This window comes from Afipia sp. Root123D2 (assembly GCF_001425835.1).
Classification (GTDB): Bacteria; Pseudomonadota; Alphaproteobacteria; order Rhizobiales; family Xanthobacteraceae; genus Afipia.
The window spans coordinates 1,852,964-1,874,156 of record NZ_LMDP01000001.1; the positions used below are offsets into that span (position 1 = coordinate 1,852,964).

The 21,193-nt window shown below is 63.2% G+C and carries 21 protein-coding genes; 6 read left to right on the forward strand and 15 right to left on the reverse strand.

What is annotated here, in order from left to right; all coding sequences use genetic code 11:
- Positions 1-329: 329 nt before the first annotated feature.
- On the forward strand, positions 330-800 hold the full coding sequence (locus ASC80_RS08910) for a DMT family transporter (RefSeq protein WP_082512452.1): 471 nt from the start codon (positions 330-332) through the stop codon (positions 798-800).
- 86 nt (positions 801-886) lie between these two features.
- Here ASC80_RS08910 and ASC80_RS08915 read toward each other — a convergent pair whose 3' ends face one another.
- The 4 genes from ASC80_RS08915 to ASC80_RS08925 all read right to left on the reverse strand — a co-directional run bounded on the left by ASC80_RS08915 (position 887) and on the right by ASC80_RS08925 (position 5,055).
- A complete protein-coding gene (locus tag ASC80_RS08915; protein ID WP_082512453.1) occupies positions 887-1,774 on the reverse strand; it encodes a CDP-alcohol phosphatidyltransferase family protein in 888 nt (295 codons plus the stop codon).
- Positions 1,775-1,847: 73 nt separating this feature from the next.
- A complete protein-coding gene (locus ASC80_RS08920; protein WP_283805040.1) occupies positions 1,848-2,588 on the reverse strand; it encodes a phosphatidylserine decarboxylase in 741 nt (246 codons plus the stop codon).
- A 60-nt stretch (positions 2,589-2,648) separates the two neighbouring features.
- A complete protein-coding gene (locus ASC80_RS23015) occupies positions 2,649-2,870 on the reverse strand; it encodes a DUF559 domain-containing protein (protein WP_244487209.1) in 222 nt (73 codons plus the stop codon).
- Positions 2,871-3,036: 166 nt separating this feature from the next.
- Positions 3,037-5,055, reverse strand: a complete 2,019-nt coding sequence (locus tag ASC80_RS08925) for an ABCB family ABC transporter ATP-binding protein/permease (protein ID WP_082512455.1) — start codon at positions 5,053-5,055, stop codon at positions 3,037-3,039.
- 210 nt (positions 5,056-5,265) lie between these two features.
- Between ASC80_RS08925 and ASC80_RS08930 the strand changes: the two genes are divergently transcribed.
- A complete protein-coding gene (locus ASC80_RS08930) occupies positions 5,266-5,871 on the forward strand; it encodes an LOG family protein (RefSeq protein ID WP_056295234.1) in 606 nt (201 codons plus the stop codon).
- A 136-nt stretch (positions 5,872-6,007) separates the two neighbouring features.
- Here ASC80_RS08930 and ASC80_RS08935 read toward each other — a convergent pair whose 3' ends face one another.
- The 4 genes from ASC80_RS08935 to cysS all read right to left on the reverse strand — a co-directional run bounded on the left by ASC80_RS08935 (position 6,008) and on the right by cysS (position 10,073).
- On the reverse strand, positions 6,008-6,388 hold the full coding sequence (locus ASC80_RS08935; RefSeq protein WP_056295238.1) for a VOC family protein: 381 nt from the start codon (positions 6,386-6,388) through the stop codon (positions 6,008-6,010).
- A gap of 43 nt (positions 6,389-6,431) precedes the next feature.
- Positions 6,432-8,030, reverse strand: coding sequence for a citramalate synthase (gene cimA / locus ASC80_RS08940; RefSeq protein ID WP_056295241.1), 1,599 nt, complete (start codon positions 8,028-8,030; stop codon positions 6,432-6,434).
- Positions 8,027-8,551, reverse strand: coding sequence for a GNAT family N-acetyltransferase (locus tag ASC80_RS08945; RefSeq protein WP_056295243.1), 525 nt, complete (start codon positions 8,549-8,551; stop codon positions 8,027-8,029). Before ASC80_RS08945 ends, cimA begins: the two co-directional genes overlap by 4 nt.
- Positions 8,552-8,660: 109 nt before the next feature.
- Complete coding sequence (gene cysS / locus ASC80_RS08950; RefSeq protein WP_056295245.1) at positions 8,661-10,073, reverse strand: cysteine--tRNA ligase; 1,413 nt, start codon at positions 10,071-10,073, stop codon at positions 8,661-8,663.
- Between the two features lie 287 nt (positions 10,074-10,360).
- Here cysS and ASC80_RS08955 point away from each other — a divergent pair, with 287 nt between their 5' ends.
- Both ASC80_RS08955 and ASC80_RS08960 read left to right on the forward strand, forming a co-directional pair.
- A complete protein-coding gene (locus ASC80_RS08955) occupies positions 10,361-10,672 on the forward strand; it encodes a hypothetical protein (protein WP_056295248.1) in 312 nt (103 codons plus the stop codon).
- Positions 10,673-10,821: 149 nt separating this feature from the next.
- Complete coding sequence (locus tag ASC80_RS08960; RefSeq protein ID WP_156464332.1) at positions 10,822-11,913, forward strand: DUF2865 domain-containing protein; 1,092 nt, start codon at positions 10,822-10,824, stop codon at positions 11,911-11,913.
- 112 nt (positions 11,914-12,025) lie between these two features.
- Here the strand turns inward: ASC80_RS08960 and ASC80_RS08965 are convergent, their stop codons facing one another.
- The 7 genes from ASC80_RS08965 to rpiA all read right to left on the reverse strand — a co-directional run bounded on the left by ASC80_RS08965 (position 12,026) and on the right by rpiA (position 19,714).
- A complete protein-coding gene (locus ASC80_RS08965) occupies positions 12,026-13,780 on the reverse strand; it encodes an NAD+ synthase (RefSeq protein WP_056295254.1) in 1,755 nt (584 codons plus the stop codon).
- A 44-nt stretch (positions 13,781-13,824) separates the two neighbouring features.
- Positions 13,825-14,178, reverse strand: a complete 354-nt coding sequence (locus tag ASC80_RS08970; RefSeq protein WP_056295256.1) for a diacylglycerol kinase — start codon at positions 14,176-14,178, stop codon at positions 13,825-13,827.
- A 1-nt stretch (position 14,179) separates the two neighbouring features.
- On the reverse strand, positions 14,180-15,568 hold the full coding sequence (locus ASC80_RS08975) for a class II 3-deoxy-7-phosphoheptulonate synthase (RefSeq protein WP_056295259.1): 1,389 nt from the start codon (positions 15,566-15,568) through the stop codon (positions 14,180-14,182).
- 184 nt (positions 15,569-15,752) lie between these two features.
- A complete protein-coding gene (locus ASC80_RS08980) occupies positions 15,753-16,916 on the reverse strand; it encodes a YncE family protein (RefSeq protein ID WP_056295262.1) in 1,164 nt (387 codons plus the stop codon).
- 116 nt (positions 16,917-17,032) lie between these two features.
- Entirely contained in the window at positions 17,033-18,418 is a 1,386-nt protein-coding gene (gene gor, locus ASC80_RS08985; RefSeq protein ID WP_056295265.1) for a glutathione-disulfide reductase, read from the reverse strand.
- A 35-nt stretch (positions 18,419-18,453) separates the two neighbouring features.
- Entirely contained in the window at positions 18,454-18,993 is a 540-nt protein-coding gene (locus ASC80_RS08990) for a DUF2059 domain-containing protein (protein ID WP_056295268.1), read from the reverse strand.
- Positions 18,994-19,015: 22 nt separating this feature from the next.
- A complete protein-coding gene (rpiA, locus tag ASC80_RS08995) occupies positions 19,016-19,714 on the reverse strand; it encodes a ribose-5-phosphate isomerase RpiA (RefSeq protein ID WP_056295271.1) in 699 nt (232 codons plus the stop codon).
- 149 nt (positions 19,715-19,863) lie between these two features.
- On the opposite strand from rpiA, the gene gph reads away from it, so the two are divergent.
- Entirely contained in the window at positions 19,864-20,556 is a 693-nt protein-coding gene (gene gph, locus ASC80_RS09000) for a phosphoglycolate phosphatase (RefSeq protein ID WP_056295274.1), read from the forward strand.
- Positions 20,557-20,694: 138 nt separating this feature from the next.
- Positions 20,695-21,162 (forward strand): hypothetical protein, encoded by a 468-nt coding sequence (locus ASC80_RS09005; protein ID WP_056295278.1) that lies wholly within the window; start codon positions 20,695-20,697, stop codon positions 21,160-21,162.
- Positions 21,163-21,193: the final 31 nt, after the last annotated feature.

A 21,193-nucleotide genomic window follows, 5' to 3' on the forward strand; every position in this document is an offset into this window, starting at 1 on the left:
CCTAGCGCCGGTGCGATTAAATTCGCGTAAACGGCTTCTTAAGTATTAACAGGAGGTTGAGGGAGACATGACGCTAGATCGCCACATCGGATTTCATGGGCTTTTGACGCAAGCGTCTAACCTTCCGCCTCTCGGGAAGACCCGAAACTGCTTCTTCCCTGACAGCAACGCGAACGAGGCCAAGCATCAATGTTTGTACATGGACAGCTAGAGGTCCATAAGGCCGAGCTTGAGGAAAAGGCGGCATGTAACAAAAGGGCGAGCTCTGGCTTACGATCAGCCGCCAAGCACAGTAGCGTCCATTCCAGCCCGCGGTAGGAGCACCTGAGATGCGTTCGTATTTGGTTTTCGCGGCTTGGTCTGTCCTGGCGGGAATAGGTATACCTTTAATTGGTGTTCTAAATAGCGGTATTGCCCGCAGCGTCGGCAACCCGTTCGCAGCAACGGCAGTCATGTTCGCTGTGGCAGCCCTGGTTGCCTTTGGACTCACTCTCCCGCTCTACGGCCTGCCCACCATTGCTCAACTTGGATCAGCGCCGCCGATAAGTTATGGCGCGGGTCTGCTCATCGGCCTTTATGTATTGTCGGCCACTGTCATTATCCCGCGTTTCGGCGCGGCCAGTTTCATCGCATTCATTCTGGCTGCTCAGGTTCTCACCTCTGCCGTGATCGACCAGTTCGGTCTATTCGGCATGGAAAGACGGCCAATCGATATCACCAAGCTGGCTGGTCTGGTCGTGATCGTGTCCGGGATTGCGATCATGGAAATCGGAAATCTAACCAAGGCCGTCCCTAAGTAGGGGCGCCTCAAGCTGATCTGTCCATCGCGGATAAAGGCGCCCGTAAATTTACGCCTGTGTGCATCAGGAATCGCCGCAGCCGACGTTCAGTTCAGCCGGGGCGGCCGTTCGTCGGCGGCTTCTTCGGAGGGGGCCGCAGGATATGGCGGCACCGGTTCTGATACCCCGGCCGCGGCCGCAGCCGCGGTCTGGAGATTCATCCGCCGCTCCTGCTCGCGATAGGACATCACGCCAAATGGCAGGCTGAGCAGATACAGCAGCGCGGCTACGCTGAGCAGATGCCACGGGTAGCTGATGAGAACGGCGATAAACAGCACCACCAGCACCACCACCGGCAGCACCATTTCCGGCGCGACCTTGCCGCCGAACTTCTTGCCCGAAAAGACCGGCAGCCGCGACACCATCAGGAACGCGATCGTCAGCGTGTAGATCGCGATCAGCGGCGCCGGCAGCGGGTCGGCGCCGATGAACACCAGATACATCGGCAGCAGCACGCAGATCGCGCCGGCCGGGGCCGGCATTCCGGTGAAGAAGTTCGCGGCGAACGGCGGCTTGTTCGGATCGTCCATGGTGGCGTTGAAACGCGCCAGCCGCAGTCCGCCCGAGATCGCGAAGATCATCGCGGCGATCCAGCCGACGTTCTTCAAATCATGCAGCTGCCAGAAATACAGAATGAGGCCCGGCGCGACGCCGAAATTGACGAAGTCCGCGAGACTGTCGAGTTCGGCGCCGAACCGCGACTGGCCCTTGATCATGCGGGCGATGCGTCCGTCGATACCGTCGAGAACCGCCGCGAACACGATGGCGCCGAGCGCCAGTTCGTAGCGGCCCTCATACGACAGCCGGATCGCGGTCAGGCCCGCGCAGATCGCGAGCAGCGTGATGACGTTGGGCACCAGCATCCGCACCGGGATCGGGCGAAACCGGCGGCGGCGCAAATCTGGCGATAATCGGTCGTCGGGGAGCATGTCCATGCACTCTATATAACAAGGCTCACCCTGCCCCGCCATTGTGGCGGAAAGGGTTCTGCGCCGATCGCCGGAATAGTTAATCCTGACGGTAAGCGCGTCCGCCATCTCCGAGCCTGAAATCCGCAAGTACCGTTTCACCGGCAATCGCGGTCTGGCCTTCGGAGACCAGCGGCTTTCCGCCCTCGGGCAGATACACATCGAGGCGCGAGCCGAACCGGATCAGCCCGAAGCGCTCCCCGGCGCCGAGGGTCTGTCCTTCGCGGACGAACGACACGATCCGCCGCGCCACCAGCCCTGCGATCTGCACCACACCGATGCGGCCCGCCGGTGTCGAGATCACCAGCGCGTTGCGCTCGTTGTCCTCGCTCGCCTTGTCGAGTTCGGCGTTGATGAATTTGCCCGGACGATAGGCGATGCGGTCGACGCGTCCCGCGACCGGGCTGCGGTTCACGTGGCAGTTGAACACGCTCATGAACACGGAGATGCGGGTCAGCGGCTTGTCGCCGAGCCCCATCTCGGCCGGCGGCACCGCCTGCACGATCATCGACACCATGCCGTCGGCGGGCGAAACGACGATGCCCTCGCGCACCGGCGTGACGCGGACCGGATCGCGGAAGAACAGCGCGCACCACACCGTGAGGCCGCAGCCGATCCAGCCGAGCGGCGTCCAGATCCAGAACAGGATCAGACTCGCCAGCGCGAACGCGCCGATGAATGGATACCCCTCCGGATGGATGGGCGGGATCTGAGCGCGGATCGAATTGACGATGGACATGTGAACCTTGGTGACCTGCGAATGAACTTGAAGATGGACCAATAAGGTGTGGCTTTTATGGGCCTAGGGAATGTGAATCGTGCGCCGCGATCTTCGAGTGGATCAGCGATTGTCTATTCCCTCTCCCCGTGTGGGAGCGGGTGGCGCGCCGCACAGCGGCATGCCGGAAGATAGGTAAACCGGACCAGGACGCGCGGCCTTGAGAATCAGGTCAAGCACAGCGTCCGCATTGCTCAGCACCTCATTATTCCAGAACCTCATCACGCGAAACCCCTGATCGGCCAGCCAGAGGTGCACCGATGCTGCGGATTTATTCGATGTCATGGCCGGGCTTGTCCCGGCCATCCCGATTAGGTGGCCCCGGCGCGTCCCTTATCGAGGTCACCGGGACGAGCCCGGTGACGACACCGAGAGAAGACGCAGTATCGCGCCCCGTAAATAGCTGGGTCCCCGCCTGCGCGGGGACGACGCGTGGAGAGATCGCTCCGCCCTACTCCGCCGCGTCGGGCGTCATCAGCGGATCGCTCGCGTCAGGCTCCACACCGGGCTGGGCGGCGATCGGCGGCGGATCGCGATTCGGCGCGGCCGCCTCTTCACCGATCATCGCAAGCTTCTCGCGGGCTTCCTGAGCCTCGCGCTGCCTGTTCCACATCGAGGCATAGAGACCGGATGCGGCCAGCAACTGCCCATGGGTGCCGCGTTCGGCGATCCGGCCCTGATCGAGAACGATGATTTCATCGGCACCGACGATGGTCGACAGCCGATGCGCGATCACCAGCGAGGTGCGGTTGCGCGAGACCTTTTCCAGTTCGTCCTGGATTTCCTGTTCGGTGTGGCTGTCGAGCGCAGAGGTCGCCTCGTCGAGCACCAGGATCGGCGGTGCTTTCAGAATGGTACGGGCAATCGCCACACGCTGTTTCTCGCCACCTGACAGTTTCAGGCCTCGCTCGCCGACTTCGGTCTCGTAGCCTTTCGGCGACATCCGGATGAAGCGGTCGATCTGCGCCATCTGCGCCGCGGTCTCGACCTCGGCATCGGAGGCATCCCAGCGGCCATAGCGGATATTGTAGCGGATGGTGTCGTTGAACAGCACCGTGTCCTGCGGCACCATGCCGATCGCCGAGCGCAACGATGTTTGCGTGACGCCGCGAATATCCTGCCCGTCGATGGTGATGCGGCCGCCGCTGATATCGTAGAGGCGGAACAGCAATCGCGAGATCGTCGACTTGCCCGCGCCCGACGGGCCGACGATGGCGACCGTCTTTCCGGCGGGCACTTCGAAGCTGAGGCCTTTCAGAATCTGGCGGTCGGGATCGTAGGAAAACCGCACGTCCTCGAACCGGACGACGCCGGCGGATACCTTCAACGGCAGCGCGCCCGGTGCATCCTTCACCTCGGGATTGCGCTCCAGCACGCCGAACATCTTCTCGATGTCGATAATCGCCTGCTTGATCTCGCGATAGACGAAACCCATGAAGTTCAGCGGCTGGTAGAGCTGAATCATCATGGCGTTGATCATGACGAAATCGCCGACCGTATTGGTGCCGTTGCGGATGCCGACCGCGCACAACGCCATGGTCGCGGTGATGCCGAGAGAGAAAATCACCGCCTGCCCGGTGTTGAGCCAGGCCAGCGAGGTGTAGCTGTCGGTGCTGGCGCGTTCGTAGCGCGCCATCGACTTGTCGTAACGCTGGGCCTCGCGCGTCTCGGCACCGAAATACTTCACCGTCTCGTAGTTGAGCAGCGAGTCGATCGCCTTGGTGTTCGCCTCGGTGTCGGAGTCGTTCATCTTGCGGCGGATGTCGATCCGCCACTCGGTCGCGGTATAGGTGAAGTACATGTAGGCGATGACCGTCACCACCGTGATCGCCACGTAGCGCCAGTCGAACTGGTAGAGCAACACGACGACCATCAACGCCAGCTCGACCACGGTCGGCGCGAGCTGCTGGACCGCGAGGCGCACCATGGTCTCGATGCCGGTGCGGCCGCGTTCGAGCACGCGCGTGAGGCCGCCGGTCTTGCGCTCGAGATGGAAGCGCAGCGACAGCTCGTGCATGTGGACGAAGGTCATGTAGGCAAGCTTGCGCACCGCATGCATCGCCACCTTGGCGAAGATGCCATCGCGCCACTGCGTCAGCACCGCCATCAGGATGCGCATGCCGCCATAGCCCAGCGTCAGCAGCACCGGCGACGCGAAGATCCACAGCATCCAGTTCGACGCCTGCACCGGCGCGGAGCCCTGCCCGTTCAGCGCGTCGATCGCCCATTTGAAGGTGAAGGGCACCGCCAGCGTCGCGAGCTTGGCGAATAGCAGCAGCACCATCGACCACACGACACGCATCTTGAGATCGAAGCGATCGTGCGGCCACAGATAGGGCCACAAATGAACCAGCGTTCCGGTCAGCGAATCGCGCTCGGCCCGGCCGTCAACATTGGCGTCATTCGGGATGGCGCCAGCCGCTCTTGGTGGGGAAGAACTGGCGGGCGGGGAAGAATTCGTATCGGCCATTCATCGTCCTGAGCGACCGGCGCGGCTCTTGGCGGCCGCAAGTATCCTCTCGGTCGGGGTCATCTTTCGACCGTCATATAGAACTTTTGGCCGCCATCCGCATCCTTCGGGCAAAATTCTTTTCCGTAACAAGGGCTTCGCAGCATAACCGGACCGGCTGCCGACGAAAGCCGTCTTGACGATGCCGCAATGCCATCCCACATCGCAGATATGAGCAAAATCAATACTGTCTGTGTTTACTGTGGTTCCGGTCCCGGTACTGATCCCCGATTTATCGAAGCAGCGACGGCCTTTGGAGCAACGCTCGCCCGTCGGGGCGTCGGCCTCGTCTATGGCGGCGGCTCCATCGGGCTGATGGGCGCGGTTGCGACCGCTTCCCTCGACCATGGCGGCAGGGTCACCGGGATCATCCCCGACTTCCTGACCGCGCGCGAAAATGCGCTGAAACGGGCGCAGGAGCTGATCGTCACCAACAACATGCACGAGCGCAAGCAACTGATGTTCGACCGTTCCGACGCCTTCGTCGCCCTGCCCGGCGGCATCGGCACCCTGGAAGAGCTGGTCGAGCAGCTGACCTGGGCGCAGCTTGGCCGCCACACCAAGCCGATCCTGCTGGCGAACATCGCCGGGTTCTGGGACCCGCTGCTGGTCCTGATCCGCCACATGCGCGACAAGGCCTTCATCCGGCAGAACCTGTCGGTAGAAGTTCTCACCGCCGATCGTGTCGAGGACATCCTGCCGAAGCTCGAAGCCGCGGCCGCGCTGGAGCCGGAAGCGACCAAGCACATGGAAGCGAACGTCGCGAGCGGATTGTAAGCATCTGACGTTGTTCGGTGTGAGATTGTCATGCCCGGCCTTGTGCCGGGCATCTTGCTGAGGGACGCACTGTGCTTCGCGGGATGGTCGGAACAAGTCCGGCCATGACAACTGAGTTCGACGAACCCGTCAACGGTTACCCATCCTTCAGGAACGTCACCACCTCGATGCGGTTGCCGTCGGGATCGCACACAAACGCCGCGTAGTACGCGACGCGATCGTGCGGGCGCCGCCCCGGTCCGCCATCGGACAGGCCACCCGCGTTCAGCGCCGCGGCGTGAAACGCATCGACGTCGGCAACGGCTCGCGCACGAAGGCAGACATGCGCGCCGCTGCCCGGCAGCAGCATCGTCATGTCCGGCCGCAGGTTGATCCAGAATTCGGGATAAGTCTTGCCGAAGCCGACGGTGGCGGGCCGCACCACCAGTTTCGCCAGCCCGAGCGGCGCGAACGCGGCTTCATAGAAGCGCGACGCGCGCTCAAGATCGCTGACCCCCACCGAGACGTGATCGAGCATCGCGCGGTTCTCCGAGCCTTCCGGTCAGAACGAGCCCGCCAGCCTAGGCAGGCGCGCCGGATTTCACCAGCTTGTAGATCACCGAATCCATCAGCGCCTGGAACGACGCATCGATGATATTCGACGACACGCCGATGGTGGTCCAGCGCTCGCCCTGTTCGTCCTCGCTCTCGATCAGCACCCGCGTCACCGCCTCGGTGCCGCCATTGAGGATACGCACCCGGTAATCGACCAGCTTCAGCCCCTCGATGTACTTCTGGTACTTGCCGAGGTCCTTGCGCATCGCGACGTCGAGCGCGTTGACCGGGCCGTTGCCTTCGGCCGCCGAGATCAGCATCTCGCCCGCGACATTGACCTTGACCACCGCCATCGCCACCGTAACGCGGTGTCCGCTCGAATTGTAGCGCTGCTCGACATTCACATCGAACTGCACGACGTGGAAATACTCCGGCACCGTGCCGAGCGTCCGCCGCGCCAGCAGATCGAACGAGGCATTCGCGGATTCATAGGCGTAGCCCGCCGCCTCGCGCTCCTTCATCTCCTCGATCAGGCGGCCGAGTTTCGGATCGTCCTTCTGATAAGCAATCCCGGCGCGGTCGAGTTCGGCGAGAACATTCGAGCGTCCCGCCTGATCCGACACCAGCACCTTGCGGCGGTTGCCGACCAACTCGGGCAGAACATGTTCGTAGGTGTGCGGGTCTTTCATCACCGCGGAGGCATGGATGCCGGTCTTGGTGACGAACGCGCTCTCACCGACATAGGCCGCGTGACGGTCCGATGGACGGTTGAGGATATTGTCGAGGGCGCGCGACGCGTGGACCAGTGTCGCGAGCTTGTCCTGCGACACGCCGATGTCGAGCGTGTCGGCGAATTCCTTCTTGAGTTTCAGGGTCGGGATCAGCGAGCACAGATTGGCGTTGCCGCAGCGCTCGCCGAGGCCGTTGAGCGTGCCCTGGATCTGCCGCACGCCGGCGCGCACGGCCGCGAGCGAATTCGCCACCGCCTGCTCGGTGTCGTTATGGGCATGGATGCCAAGATGATCGCCGGGGATGTGTTTCACCACCTCGCCGACGATGGCCACGATCTCGTTCGGCATCGAGCCGCCATTGGTGTCGCACAGCACCACCCAGCGCGCGCCGGACTCGTAAGCCGCCTTGGCGCAGGCCAGCGCGAATTCCGGGTTCTCCTTGTAGCCGTCGAAGAAATGCTCGCAGTCGAGCATCACTTCGCGGCCGGCCGTCTTCGCAGCCGAGATGCTGTCGCGGATCGAGGCGAGATTTTCCTCGTTGGTGGTCTCCAGCGCCACCCGCACTTGATAGGCCGAGGATTTGGCAACAAAGCAGATCGCATCCGCCTTCGCCTCAAGCAGCGAGGCAAGGCCGGGATCGTTCGACGCCGAACGGCCGGCGCGGCGCGTCATGCCGAACGCGGTGAACTTCGCGTTCTCCAGTTTCGGCTTGGTGGCGAAGAACTCGCTATCGGTCGGATTGGCGCCGGGATAGCCGCCTTCGATATAGTCGATACCGAGATCGTCGATCATCTGGGCGATGATCTGCTTGTCATGCAGCGAGAAATCGACTCCGTTGGTTTGCGCGCCGTCGCGCAGCGTGGTGTCGAAAAGATAGAGGCGTTCGCGGCTCATGACGGTTGTCCCGGTGTGTCGTCGTTCGCGGGAGCGCCCGCCAGCGTTTTCTTCATGGTGGTGTTGGCGAGCCATTCGTCGCCGACGGTGATGGTGTTGCGCCGCTCGCCGACATAGCCGCGCCGGGAAAAAAACTCCTGCGCGGTGTCGCTGGCATCGACGGTCAGATTTTTCGCACCGCGCGCGGCGGCGAGCTTTTCGATCGCATCGCACAACGCAGTGGCGACACCCTGCCGCGCCGCCGCAGGATGAACGTAAAGCAGATCGAGATGATCCGCGCCCTTGAGCGAGACGAAGCCGACCGGCGAGCTTTTCAGCGTCGCCACCAGCGTCAGTTGCGACGAGAGCCGTTTGCCGAACGCCGCTTCGTCGTCGGCCCTGCTCGCCCACGCCTCGCGCTGCGCTTCGGTATAGTCGTCCTCGGTCAGTTCCTCGATGCTGGCAGCGAAGATCGCAGCCAGCACAGGAATATCCGCCGGCAACAACGGCCGCAGACCGACCTGGGGAAGCGCCTGACCCATCACCACACTCCGAACAGCTTGAGCGCGAGCGCAACCGCCAGCGCGATCACGGCCCACTTGAGAACGATGTAATAGCGCCAGTGCTTCGGGAAAGGCGTGTCGGGGCGTTTCATCGCGCGATCTCCCACGTCGTCACCGGCTTGCCGTCGGCGTCCTTACCGTCCTTGATGGCGACACCCATCGCAGCGAGTTCGTCGCGAATTCGATCCGACTCCTTGAAGTCCTTGCGCGCGCGGGCGACGGCGCGCGCTTCAATCTTTGCTTTGACCTCGTCCGCCTTATCAAAGGCACCTTCGATAGAGTTTCGCAGCGGCCGATTGTAGGTCGCCAAATCAATCCCGAGCAGCGACAACGAACCCGCGAGCACTGGCAGATCTTTCGCTTTTGCGAGCCGATGCAGTTCCGCAATCGCGAGCGGCGTATTCAGGTCATCCGTCATTGCAGCGAACATTGCAGGGGATGGATTCGCTGCAGGAACGCCCTTGATCAAACCGCTCCAGTTGTCGAGGGCGCGACTGGCCTCCTCAAGTGCATTTTGGGTCCAGTCGATGGGTTGGCGATAATGAGTCCTAAGCATCGCCAGTCTGAGTTCCTGCCCCTCCCACTTGCGCCCGCCAAACTTCTCGGTCGCCAGCAACTCGTTTATCGTCACGAAGTTGCCGAGGCTCTTGCTCATCTTCTCGCCTTCGACCTGAAGGAAGCCGTTGTGCATCCAGTAATTAGCCATCGCATGCGTGCCGTGCGCGCAACGCGATTGCGCGATCTCGTTTTCATGGTGCGGGAAGATCAGGTCGAGGCCGCCGCCATGGATATCGAACACGTCGCCCAGATAAGCGGCGCTCATCGCCGAACATTCGATGTGCCAGCCGGGCCGTCCCCGGCCCCACGGGCTTTCCCAGCCGGGCTCGTCGGCGGATGATTGCTTCCACAACACGAAATCGGCCGGATTTTTCTTGTGCGCGTCGACGGCGATGCGCGCGCCGGCCTGCTGGTCTTCCAGCTTGCGGCCGGACAGCAATCCGTAGTCGGGCATCGAGGCGATATCGAACAGCACTTCGCCGCCGGCCTCATAGGCATGGCCGCGCGCGATCAGTTGCGCGATCAGCGTCACCATGTCGGCCTTGCCGTCGGCACGCGGCAGAACGAAATCGGTGGCGCGCGGTTGATGCGTCGGCGGCAGGCAACCCAATGCCTTCACGTCGGCATGAAACTGCGTCGCCGTTTGCTCGGTGACCTTGCGGATCGCTTCGTTCAGCGGCAGGCCGGGATAATCACGCAACGCACGCGCGTTGATCTTGTCGTCGACGTCGGTGATGTTGCGCACATAAGTGACGTGCGTCTCGCCGTAGATGTGCCGCAGCAGACGAAACAGCACATCGAACACAATGACCGGGCGCGCGTTGCCGATATGGGCAAAGTCATAGACCGTCGGCCCGCACACATACATGCGCACGTTCGCCGGATCGAGCGGCACGAAGGCGCGCTTTACCCTGGTCAGCGTATCGTAAAGTTTCAAATCCATAGACAAACCGTCCGGTTGGGCCGGGGGCGTCCAGTGCTCTCGTGATGAGAAAAGACGGCTCCAGCCAGCGAATCGCTAGCTAATAATCTCGCGGCAAATGCCGAAAAAGGAGAGAGAACCGTTCATGGCCGGCACAATGGTCCAGCCGGGGGGATTCCGTCAAGCGGAACACTGGCCCGGTTGCAACACCCGGCCACGTTTTCTCCTCCAAACGCCCCACATCATTAATCATTCTTAATCTTTGCGATCTATCGATGATAGGCATCCACCCGCGTCACCGGTGCCATATGCGACTGATTTTTCCCGCCCTTTCCGCCTGCCTGTTCCTTGCCGCCACCTCCGGCGCGATGGCCGACAGCAAGGTCTTCATCGTCGCCAACCAGCCGGACGGCTACGGCATCGATCAATGCCTCGCCCGCGGCGAAAACTGCGGTGCGCCAGCGGCTCGCGCCTATTGCCACGCGCGGGAGTTCGCCCAGGCGGTGTCGTACCGGCGGGTCGATCCGGATGAAGTCACCGGCGCGGTGACGCAAACCGGCGGTGAGACCTGCCACGGTAACGGTTGCGACGAATTCGTCGCGATCACCTGCGAGCGCTGACTTCACGGGTGGTTGTTCTCCGCCTTATCTGCGCCCCGGAATCGACGTGACCTCGCCCTCGGAAACGAGTATGTGAGGGTCGCATTCGCCGCACCGTGCGGCGGCCGAATCCGGGTTTTGTTTTGCCGATATTTCCCCGTCCCCGCACGATGTTGACGCTGGCCGCTGTCCTTAGCGCCGCAATCACGTCCGCCGCAGTGGCGCAGGGCTATCCGCCCGGCCAGCAGCCTCCGCCCAATCCGATCTGCCAGCGGCTCGAAAGCCAGCTTGCCAGCATCGATCAGGGCGCGAACGGCGGCGGCGCGAAAGCCGAACAGATCCGCCGCTACGAGGAAGCCGCCTCGCGCCAGCAGAGCGAACTCGACCGGCTGCGGGCGCAGGCCCGGCGTCAGGGTTGCGACAACTCCGGCTTCTTCTCGCTGTTCAGCGGCCAGTCGGCCCAGTGCGGCCCGATCAACAACCAGATTCAGCAGATGCGCGGCAATCTTGATCAGATCACCTCCAATCTCGAGCGGCTGCGCGGCGGCATGGGCGCCTCGGAGGATAACGGTCAGCGCCGCTCCGTACTGCTGGCTCTGGCGCAGAACAATTGCGGCCCGCAATATGCCAACGCCGTGCGCGGCAACGGCGGTTTCTTCGAGAACCTGTTCGGCGGCAATGGCGGCGGCCCCGAGGGCGGCGGAATCATCGCTCCCGAAAACAACGGCGCGGCCGCCGGAACCTTTCGCACCGTGTGCGCGCGGACCTGCGACGGTTACTACTTCCCGATTTCATTCGCCACCGTGCCGGGCCGCTTTGCCGACGACGAGCACACCTGCAAGGCACTGTGCCCGAACGCCGAAGCGACGCTCTACACCTATCGCAATCCCGGCGAGGATATCTCCTCTGCCGTTTCGCTGAGCGGACAGCCGTATTCGCAGTCGCCGAACGCATTCAAGTATCGCCAGCAGTATGACAAGGCGTGCAGCTGCAAGGCGGCGGGCCAGACCTGGTCGGATGCGCTGAAGAACATCGACGATCGCGCCGCTGCTGCGCAACGAGGCGACATCATCGTCACCGACGAGCGCTCGAAGAAGATGGCGCAACCGCCGAAGAACGGCAAAGCGCCGCCTGCGAAAACCGCCCCGGCTCAGGCGCCAGCTGCAGCGGCCAATCCTCCGGCCGCACCTGCCGCCAACGGCACGACGGGCGACAAGCCGATCCGCTCGGTCGGCCCGAAGTTCCTGCAGAACCCGCAGTAGCGCATTCTTCCCCTCATCCTGAGGAGGTTGAGCAGCAGCCGTCTCGAAGGATGAGGAGCAGAATTTAACTGTCAAGCCACGGGCATCGAAATGCGTGGTGAAGCAGCCTGCCTCACACGTCGATCGCTTCGGCAGATCCCCGGCCCGCGCGCGTGGCCAGCGAATGGTCGGGCGCCGGTGGTGCCTGCCCGGTATCGCGGAAACGGTTGGTGATCGGATAGCGGCGATCGCGGCCGAAATTCTTGCGCGTCACCTTCACGCCGGGCGCCGCCTGCCGCCGCTTGTATTCGGCGACGTTCAGCAGCCGGTCGATCCGCACCACGGTGTCGCGGTCGAAACCTTCCGCGATGATCGAGGCCAGCGGCTCCTCGCGTTCGACGAGGCGCTCAAGGATGCCGTCGAGAATATCGTAAGGCGGCAGCGAGTCCTGATCGGTCTGGTTCTCGCGCAACTCCGCCGTCGGCGGCCGGGTGATGATGTTGGTCGGGATCACCTTGCCCGACGGGCCAAGCGCGCCCTCAGGCTTCCACGAATTGCGCAGCGCCGACAGACGAAACACTTCGGTCTTGTAGATGTCCTTGATCGGATTGTAGCCGCCGTTCATGTCGCCGTAGAGCGTGGCGTAGCCCACCGACATTTCGGACTTGTTGCCGGTGGTGACCAGCATCGCGCCCGATTTGTTCGAGATCGCCATCAGCAGCACGCCACGGGTGCGCGCCTGAAGATTCTCTTCCGTCACATCGCGCTCCAGTCCCTTGAAGGGAACGGACAGGATGTCCTCGAAGCCGTTGACGGCGGCCGCGATCGGCAGAACCTCGTAGCGGATGCCCATCGCCTTTGCGAGCTTGGCCGCGTCGTCGAGCGATTCCTGCGCGGTGAAGCGGAACGGAAGCATCACGCCGCGCACCTTGTCGGCGCCCAGCGCGTCCACCGCGATCGCCGCGCACAGCGCGGAGTCGATGCCGCCGGAAATGCCGAGCAGCACGCCGGGAAATCCGGTCTTGGTGACGTAATCGCGCAGGCCGAGCACGCAGGCGGCATAGTCGCCCTTGTCGCCGGCGAGCACCGGCGCGACCGGCCCCTTGCTGGTCCAGCCGTGCGGTCCCTTGGTCCACGTCACCGTGACCACGCTTTCGACAAAGCCCGGCAATTGCAGCGCCAGCGACTTGTCGCCGTTCAGCGCGAACGACGAGCCGTCGAACACCAGTTCGTCCTGGCCGCCGACCTGATTGAGATAAATCAGCGGCAAGCCGCTTTCCGCCACGCGCGCAACCGACACCGACAGCCGCATGTCGTTCTTCTCGCGGGTATAGGGCGAGCCGTTCGGCACGATCAGGATTTCGGCGCCGGTTTCGACGAGGCACTCGACCACGTTCTCGTAGTCGGCGGACTCTTCCATCCACGTGTCTTCGCAAATCGGGATTCCGACCCGCACGCCCTTCACCGTCAGCGGTCCGCCGACCGGCCCGCGCGCGAACACCCGTTTCTCGTCGAATACGCCGTAGTTGGGCAGATTGACCTTGAAGCGCAGCGCCGCGATGCGCCCGCCATCGAGCAGCGCGCAGGCATTGTAGAGTCTGCCGTCATCGACCCATGGCGTGCCGATCAGCATCGCCGGTCCGCCATCGGCGGTTTCGCGCGCCAGATCCTCGACCGCCGCACGGCATGCCGCCTGAAACGACGGCTTCAACACCAGATCCTCCGGCGGATAACCGGCGATGAACAACTCAGGCAGCACGACGAGATCGGCGTGATCGGCTTTGGCTTGCGCGCGGGCGGCCCGCGCCTTCGCGGCATTGCCGGTGACGTCGCCGACGGTCGGATTGAGTTGCGCGAGCGTGACGGTGAACTGAGTGGAGTTTGCCATACCCTGCTTTTAGCCCGCCTGCTGAGACGTCGGCAATCGCGCCCTCAAATGAGGCCCATGCGCTCAGCGATGGCGAACAGCCAGAACAGGCCGGCGACCGCGAGCGCCACGCCGACCGCCGCCGACCCCATGTCCTTGACCTGGCCGATTTGCGGATCGTGATCGGTCGTCAGCCGGTCGGAGAGCTTTTCGATGGCTGTGTTGATGAGTTCGACCATCAGCACCAGCGCCACCGCGGCGACCAGCTGAAAGCTGCGCATGACCGTGACGCCGATCACCCATGCCAGCGGCACGGCGAGCACGAGCGCAACCAGTTCTTCGCGGATGGCCTGTTCGGAACGGATGGCGAAAGCCAGTCCGTTCCTGCTGTTGATGGTGGCGCGCCAGAAGCGCCACACCTCAGAAGCCTGCGACCGCCGGTATCGGTTTGACCTTGCCTGCCCGCTCCTGCTTGAGCAGTTCGGCGATCAGGAAAGCCATGTCGATCGACTGTTCGGCGTTGAGGCGCGGATCGCAGACCGTGTGATAGCGGTCGTTGAGATCCTCGTCCGTGATCGCGCGCGCGCCGCCGATGCACTCGGTGACGTTCTGGCCGGTCATCTCCAGATGCACGCCGCCGGCATGGGTGCCTTCCGCCGCATGAACCTCGAAGAACGACTTCACCTCCGACACGATCCGGTCGAACGGCCGGGTCTTGTAGCCGCTGGTCGAGGTGATGGTGTTGCCGTGCATCGGATCGCACGACCACACCACCGAACGCCCTTCCCGCTTCACCGCGCGAACGAGCTGCGGCAGGTGATCGCCGACCTTGTCGGAGCCGAAGCGGTTGATCAGCGTCAGCCGTCCCGGCTCGTTCTGCGGATTGAGCACGTCGATCAGTTGCAGCAGCTCATCCGGCTTCAGCGACGGGCCGCACTTGAGACCGATCGGATTCTTGATGCCGCGGAAGTATTCGACATGGCCGTGGTCGAGCTGCCGGGTGCGGTCGCCGATCCAGATCATGTGGCCCGAGGTCGCGTACCAGTCGCCGGTCGTGGAATCGACGCGGGTGAACGCCTGCTCGTAGCCGAGCAGCAGCGCCTCGTGGCTGGTGTAGAGATCGGTCGCACGCAGTTCGGGATGGCTCTCGAGATTGAGGCCGCAGGCGCGCATGAAGTCGAGCGCCTCGGAGATGCGGTCGGCCAGTTCCTTGTAACGGCGCGACTGCGTCGAGTCCTTGATGAAACCGAGCATCCACTGATGCACGCTGCCGAGATTGGCGAAGCCGCCGGTCGCGAACGCGCGGAGCAGATTGAGCGTCGCCGCCGACTGCCGGTACGCCATCAATTGGCGCTGCGGATCGGGCGTGCGCGCTTCCTTGGTGAACGCAATGTCGTTGACGATATCGCCGCGATAGCTCGGCAGTTCGACGCCGTCGATCTTCTCCATCGGCGACGAGCGCGGCTTGGCGAACTGGCCGGCGATGCGGCCGACCTTCACCACCGGCAGCGCGCCGGCATAGGTCAGCACCACCGCCATCTGCAGCAACACGCGGAAGAAGTCGCGGATGTTGTTGGCGCCATGTTCGGCGAAACTCTCGGCACAGTCGCCGCCCTGAAGCAGGAAGGCTTCGCCATTGGCCACGCGCGCCAGCGACTTCTTCAGGTTGCGGGCTTCACCTGCAAAAACCAGCGGCGGAAACGTCGCAAGCTGGGCCTCGACATCGGCGAGGGCCTTCGGATTCGGATATTCCGGCACCTGCAGCACCGGTTTGTTGCGCCAGCTATCGGGTGTCCACCGCTCGGACATGACTCATAACTCCCAGGATCGCCGCCATCGTGGCGGCGCGCCGGGGTTATACACAGCCGGACGGCCCCTTGCCAGTTGGAATTCGCCCCGGGATTTCAAAGCCTTGGCACCCTCCCGCGACACCATCTGGCATCGGAGCGCAAAAGGCCGCCGCCGGTCTGGGCCAGCGGCAGCCCGTCTCAGCTTACTTGTCGGCGATGCGGATCCCCGCCGGCCCTGCCGCCTTGATCGCCCCGGTCCGCTTCAGCGATTTGCCGTTGAAGGAGAACACCTGGATTTCGTTCTCGATCATGCACTGGACCAGAACCTTCTTGTTGTCCTTGTTGAAGGTCACGCCCTGGCACCAATGGCCGACATCCGCCTGTGTCACGAAGGTCAGGCGCTTGTTCTTGAGGCGATAGATTTTCAGAAGACCATGGTCGTTGTAGATCGGCGCGGCCTTGGCCTTGTTCGAGCCATTCATGACGGCGAGCGCGAGGTATTGGCCGTCACGGGACAGCGTCATGCCTTCCGGAGTGGTTCCAACTGTCACGGTGTCGATCAGGCGTGGCGGCTTGGCCTGCACGTCGATGATGCTCACCGTATCGGCATCGCCGTTGCCGTTGTTGAGACCAAGATCCGCCACCAGCGCCACGTCACCCTTCGGCGACATGCTGATGCCGTAAGGCCGCAGGCCCGCGGCGACGTCGCGTTTGGTGTATTCGACCTTGTCCCCGTCGATCTTCAGCACCGAGACCTTGTGGTCGCCATCGCGTGTGACGAAAGCGAGCTTGCCGTCGGGAGTAAACGCCACCGCGCAGGGGCCGGACTTCGGTTCGCCGAAATCAATCTTGCCTGCGGGCGTCAGCGTCTTGCCGCTGATCTTGAAGATCGAAACGGTGCCTTCGGCGCGGTTCGCTACCAGCGCGAGATCGCCCGCAGGACTGATCGAGACCCCCGCAGCGCCCGCTCCCGCCTCCAGTGTCGCGGAAACCGCCGGCGGCTCCGCCTTCAGGTCGATCACCGAAAGCTTGTTGTCGGCAACGGCTTTCTTCGGATCGGCCGGATCGATCTTCATGGCGCCGGTGACCAGCGCGAACGATTCGTCCTTCGCAACCGCGACGCTGGTCGGCGGACCCACCGCGCTGGCGGGCGCCTTGACCTCGCCGACGATCTTCGGCGGCGTCTGATCGAGGTCGATCACAAAGACGGTATCCGGCGCGAGCGGATTGCGCACCTCGGGCTTGCCGTCATTGAGGGCTGATTTTCCGTCGTTGGCGGAAACGGCGATCTGGGCCGTCGCCACCACCGGCGTCAACAAGACGAGCGCCAGAACAAGGGCGCACTTATGTGGCACTTGATAAAACATGGATGCTCTCTCCCACCGGTGTTTTTTTCACAGACCGGCATCCGGGTAGCCGGCGTGACAGACCAGCTAACACCGCAGCGGGCAAATTCGTCCACTGCGAAGTTGGAGGGAGGGTTTTATTCCGCCGCCTGACGGACGTGGCGTTCGGTCGGGGTGCGCATGGTCACCAGTTCCTCGGCGGAGGTTGGGTGCAGCGCCATGGTGGCGTCGAAGTCGGCCTTGGTGGCCTTCATCCGAACCGCGATCGCCACCGCCTGGATGATCTCCGCCGCCTCGGGGCCGACGATATGACAGCCCAGCACGCGGTCGGACTGACCATCGACGATCAGTTTCATCAGGATGCGGCTCTCGCTGCCGGACAAGGTCGCCTTCAGCGGCCGGAAGTCGGCCTTGTAGATGTCGATGTGGGTGAACTGCGCCCGCGCCTCGGCTTCGGTCAGTCCCACTGTGGCAACCTGCGGCTGCGAGAACACCGCAGTCGGGATGGTCGCATGATCCACCCGCACGGTCCGCTTGCCGAACACGGTGTCGGCGAAAGCATGCCCTTCGCGGATCGCTACCGGCGTCAGGTTGATGCGATGGGTGACGTCGCCGACCGCATAGATGTTCGGCACGCTGGTCTGCGAGAAGTCATCGACGGCGATGCCGCCATTGGTCGGAGAGAGCGCGACGCCAGCCTTCTCCAGCCCGAGGCCCTTGACGTTGGGATGGCGGCCGATCGCGAACATCACCTGATCTGCGGCGACGCTCGATCCGCCGGACAGATGCGCGGTGAAGCTCTCGCCGTGCTTCTCGACCTTGTCGACCGTGCAGCCGGTGAGAATGGTGATGCCTGACTTCTCCATCTCGCGGCGAACGTGCGTGCGCACATCCTCATCGAAACCGCGCAGGACGTTGTCGCCGCGGTAGACCAGCGTCACGTCGGAGCCCAACCCTGCGAAGATGCAGGCGAATTCCAGCGCGATGTAACCGCCCCCCTGAATCACGATGCGTTTCGGGAATTTCGGCAGATGGAAGACTTCGTTGGACGAGATGACATGCTCGATGCCCGGAATCGCGGCGCCGTGGTTCGGCGCGCCGCCGGTGGCGATCAGGATGGTTTTCGCCCGTACCGTCTCGCCGGTCGAAAGACGCAGCGTGTGCGCGTCCTCGAACACCGCACGGGCCTTGACGATTGTCACACCCGCCTTCTCGGCGTTTGAGGTGTAGGCACCTTCAAGCCGGGCGATTTCCTTGTCCTTGTTGGCGACCAGCGTCGGCCAGTCAAACGTCGCGGACGGGATGGTCCATCCGAACCCAGCGGCGTCCCTGATCTCCTCGTGAACATGCGAGGCATAGACGAACAGCTTCTTCGGCACGCAACCGCGGATCACGCAGGTGCCGCCCATGCGGTACTCTTCGGCCAGCATGACCCTGGCGCCGTAACCGGCGGCGATCCGGGCGGCGCGAACGCCCCCGGAGCCACCGCCGATCACAAACAGATCAACGTCGAAATCAGCCATGCGTCAAAGCCCTCATTGACGGACAACCGACTCCGTCAGATTTCCTTGCCGCGAGCGCGCATCTCGGCGCGGAACTTGCTGTTGATTTCCTCGGCCACCTTCTGCGCCCACACGTCCATGAACTGACGGCTGGCGTTGAAGGCCTTCGGCTCCTGCTCGATCGACTTCTTGCCGACCGGCGACCGATAAAACGCAGCAAGCTCCTTCAGCTCGGCTTCGGTGAACTCCCCGGCGTAAATCTTCGCCATCTCGTCGCCGATTTCCTTCTCGCGGCCATTGAGCTCCTTGGCGATCTTGATCGCGACCTCGTTCAGATCCTTCTGATAGTTGAGATTGCTCTGGAGCAGCGCATTCTTCACGCGCTGAACCAGTCCCGGAATGGCCTCGTCGTAGATCGTCGAGACATGCTTCGCGCTCAGGATTTCCTTGGCGAGTGCGATGGCAGCAGGGGTCGATGCCTTGGCGGCGGTGGCCGGAGCCTTTGCGGCAGGAGCCTGAGCCTGCGCCGGAGTGAACGCCAGCATCGCGGCGCAGGTCATGGCGGCGATAGCCGCCACATCGACAAATCTCTTCATTCCAATTCTCCAAATTGCGGCGCTAGCGCCGTTGAACGACACGAATTCCCTGAGCCCCCGCGAGGATCGCCGTGCTTGCCAGCCCGATGAACAAGCCATGCTCCACCACGCCCGGGATCGATGCCAGCGATGCGGCCAGGGCCGGAGCATCGGGAATACGTCCCAGATGGGCGTCCATAATCCAGTGGCCGCCATCGGTGACAAAAGCATGGCCGTCCTTGCCCTTGCGGATGGTTATTTCCCCTGCGGCCCCCACGGAAACGAAGGATTTTTCGATGGCGTGGCGCGTCGCGCCGAGCCCGAACGGCACGACTTCGATCGGCAGCGGGAAACGCCCGAGCGTCTCGACCCATTTGCTGTCGTCGGCAATGACGATCATGCGATCGGACGCAGCCGCAACGATCTTCTCGCGCAACAGCGCACCACCGCCACCCTTGATCAGATTGAGCGCCGGGTCGACCTCATCGGCACCATCGACCGTCAGGTCCAGCCGGTCGATTTGATCGAGCGTCGTCAATGGCACGCCGCAGCGCTCGGCATCGGCACGCGTCGCCTCCGACGTCGGCACGCCGATCACCTTGAGTCCGGCGCTCACCTTCTCGCCCAGCAGTTCAACGAAATGTTTCGCGGTCGAGCCGGTGCCAAGGCCAAGCTTCATGCCGTCGCGAACGTCTTCGAGGGCGCGGGCGGCCGCCTGCCTTTTCAACATATCCATCGACATCGTGGCGCTTTCAATTCCGCCGCGAGTGGCCGCGACCGGCGCAGCATATCTAGCGTCGATTGGCGGCGAGGAACAGGGTTGCCGGAGGCCTTTCGGCAATTTGACAACCCGTACTTGCATCGCCCCACGGCGCGCGTTAGCCAGCCTGAATGACAGATTTCCCTCTTCTTGTGTTCGATCTGGACGGCACCCTGGTCGATACCGCGCCCGACCTCGTCGGCGCGCTCAATTTCATTCTCGCCCGCGAAGGGCTGCCGCCGGTCCCCGTCGAATCGGCCCGCAAGCTGATCGGCTCCGGCGCCCGCGCGCTGATCGAGCGCGGCCTCGAACAGGAAGGCCGCGTCATGGGTGCGGCGGATGTCGCGCGCCTGACCGCCGATTTCATCGATTATTACCGGGAGCACATCGCCGACGAGTCGCGCCCGTTCGACGGTCTCGACGATGCGCTGGACATGCTGGCCGCCGACGGTTTCCGCTTCGCGGTCTGCACCAACAAGCTCGAGGGCCTGTCCCGGCTGCTGCTCGACAAGCTGGCCATGACCCCCCGTTTTGCCGCGATCTGCGGTGCCGACACTTTCGGCGTCGCCAAGCCCGATCCGACCTCGCTGCGCGAAACGGTGTCGCGCGCAGGCGGAATGCTGTCGACGGCGATCATGGTCGGGGATTCGGGAACCGACATCGGGGCAGCCCGGCGTGCCGGAATTCCGGTGATCGGCGTCACGTTCGGCTACACTCAGGTACCGATCGAGGAATTGAAGCCGGACCTGTTGATCTCGCATATGAGAGATTTACCGGTGGCCGTTGCCGAAATCGCCATGGCTCGAACAAAGTCAAATCACTGATTTGATTGATATTATCAGATCTGTTCGAACACTAACCTCACCTGGAATGAATATTCCACCGGTTGCGCGCCCTTCCGGACGCTCCTATGGTCGCGCCGGGGACTGTGGCGGCTCGCCGCATTACAAGACGGATGTATCATGCGTGTTATCGCGATCGTTGCAGCAGGGCTTAGCCTTGCAAGCTGTTCCTCAATGTCATCGATGGACCTGTTCAAATCGACCCCTGTCGAGGTCGAATTGCAGCTCGATTCCGTTCCTCAGGGCGCGGATGCGGTGACGTCCGCCGGACCGGGCTGCAAGACACCTTGCGTGGTCAAGGTTGCGGCCGCCGAAAATCTGTCCGTCACCTACACGCTTGCCAAATATGAACAGGAGACGGTTCCGGTTCAGGTCATCAAGCAGACCGGCGCAGCTCCGGTCCTCGACCCCAATCCGGTGGTCGCAGAACTGAGGCCTGCGGTGCCCCCGAAGAAGACGCGCAAACGGGCCCCGGCGAAGCGGGCTCCGAAGGCGGCGGCAGCGCCAGCCGCGGCTCCGGCTGCGGCCGCACCGGCGGCTCAGGCGAATTCGCCCTTCCCGCCACCGCCGCCCCCGCAAAACCGCTGAACGATCTACGATATTCGCGTTGTGTCCGCTC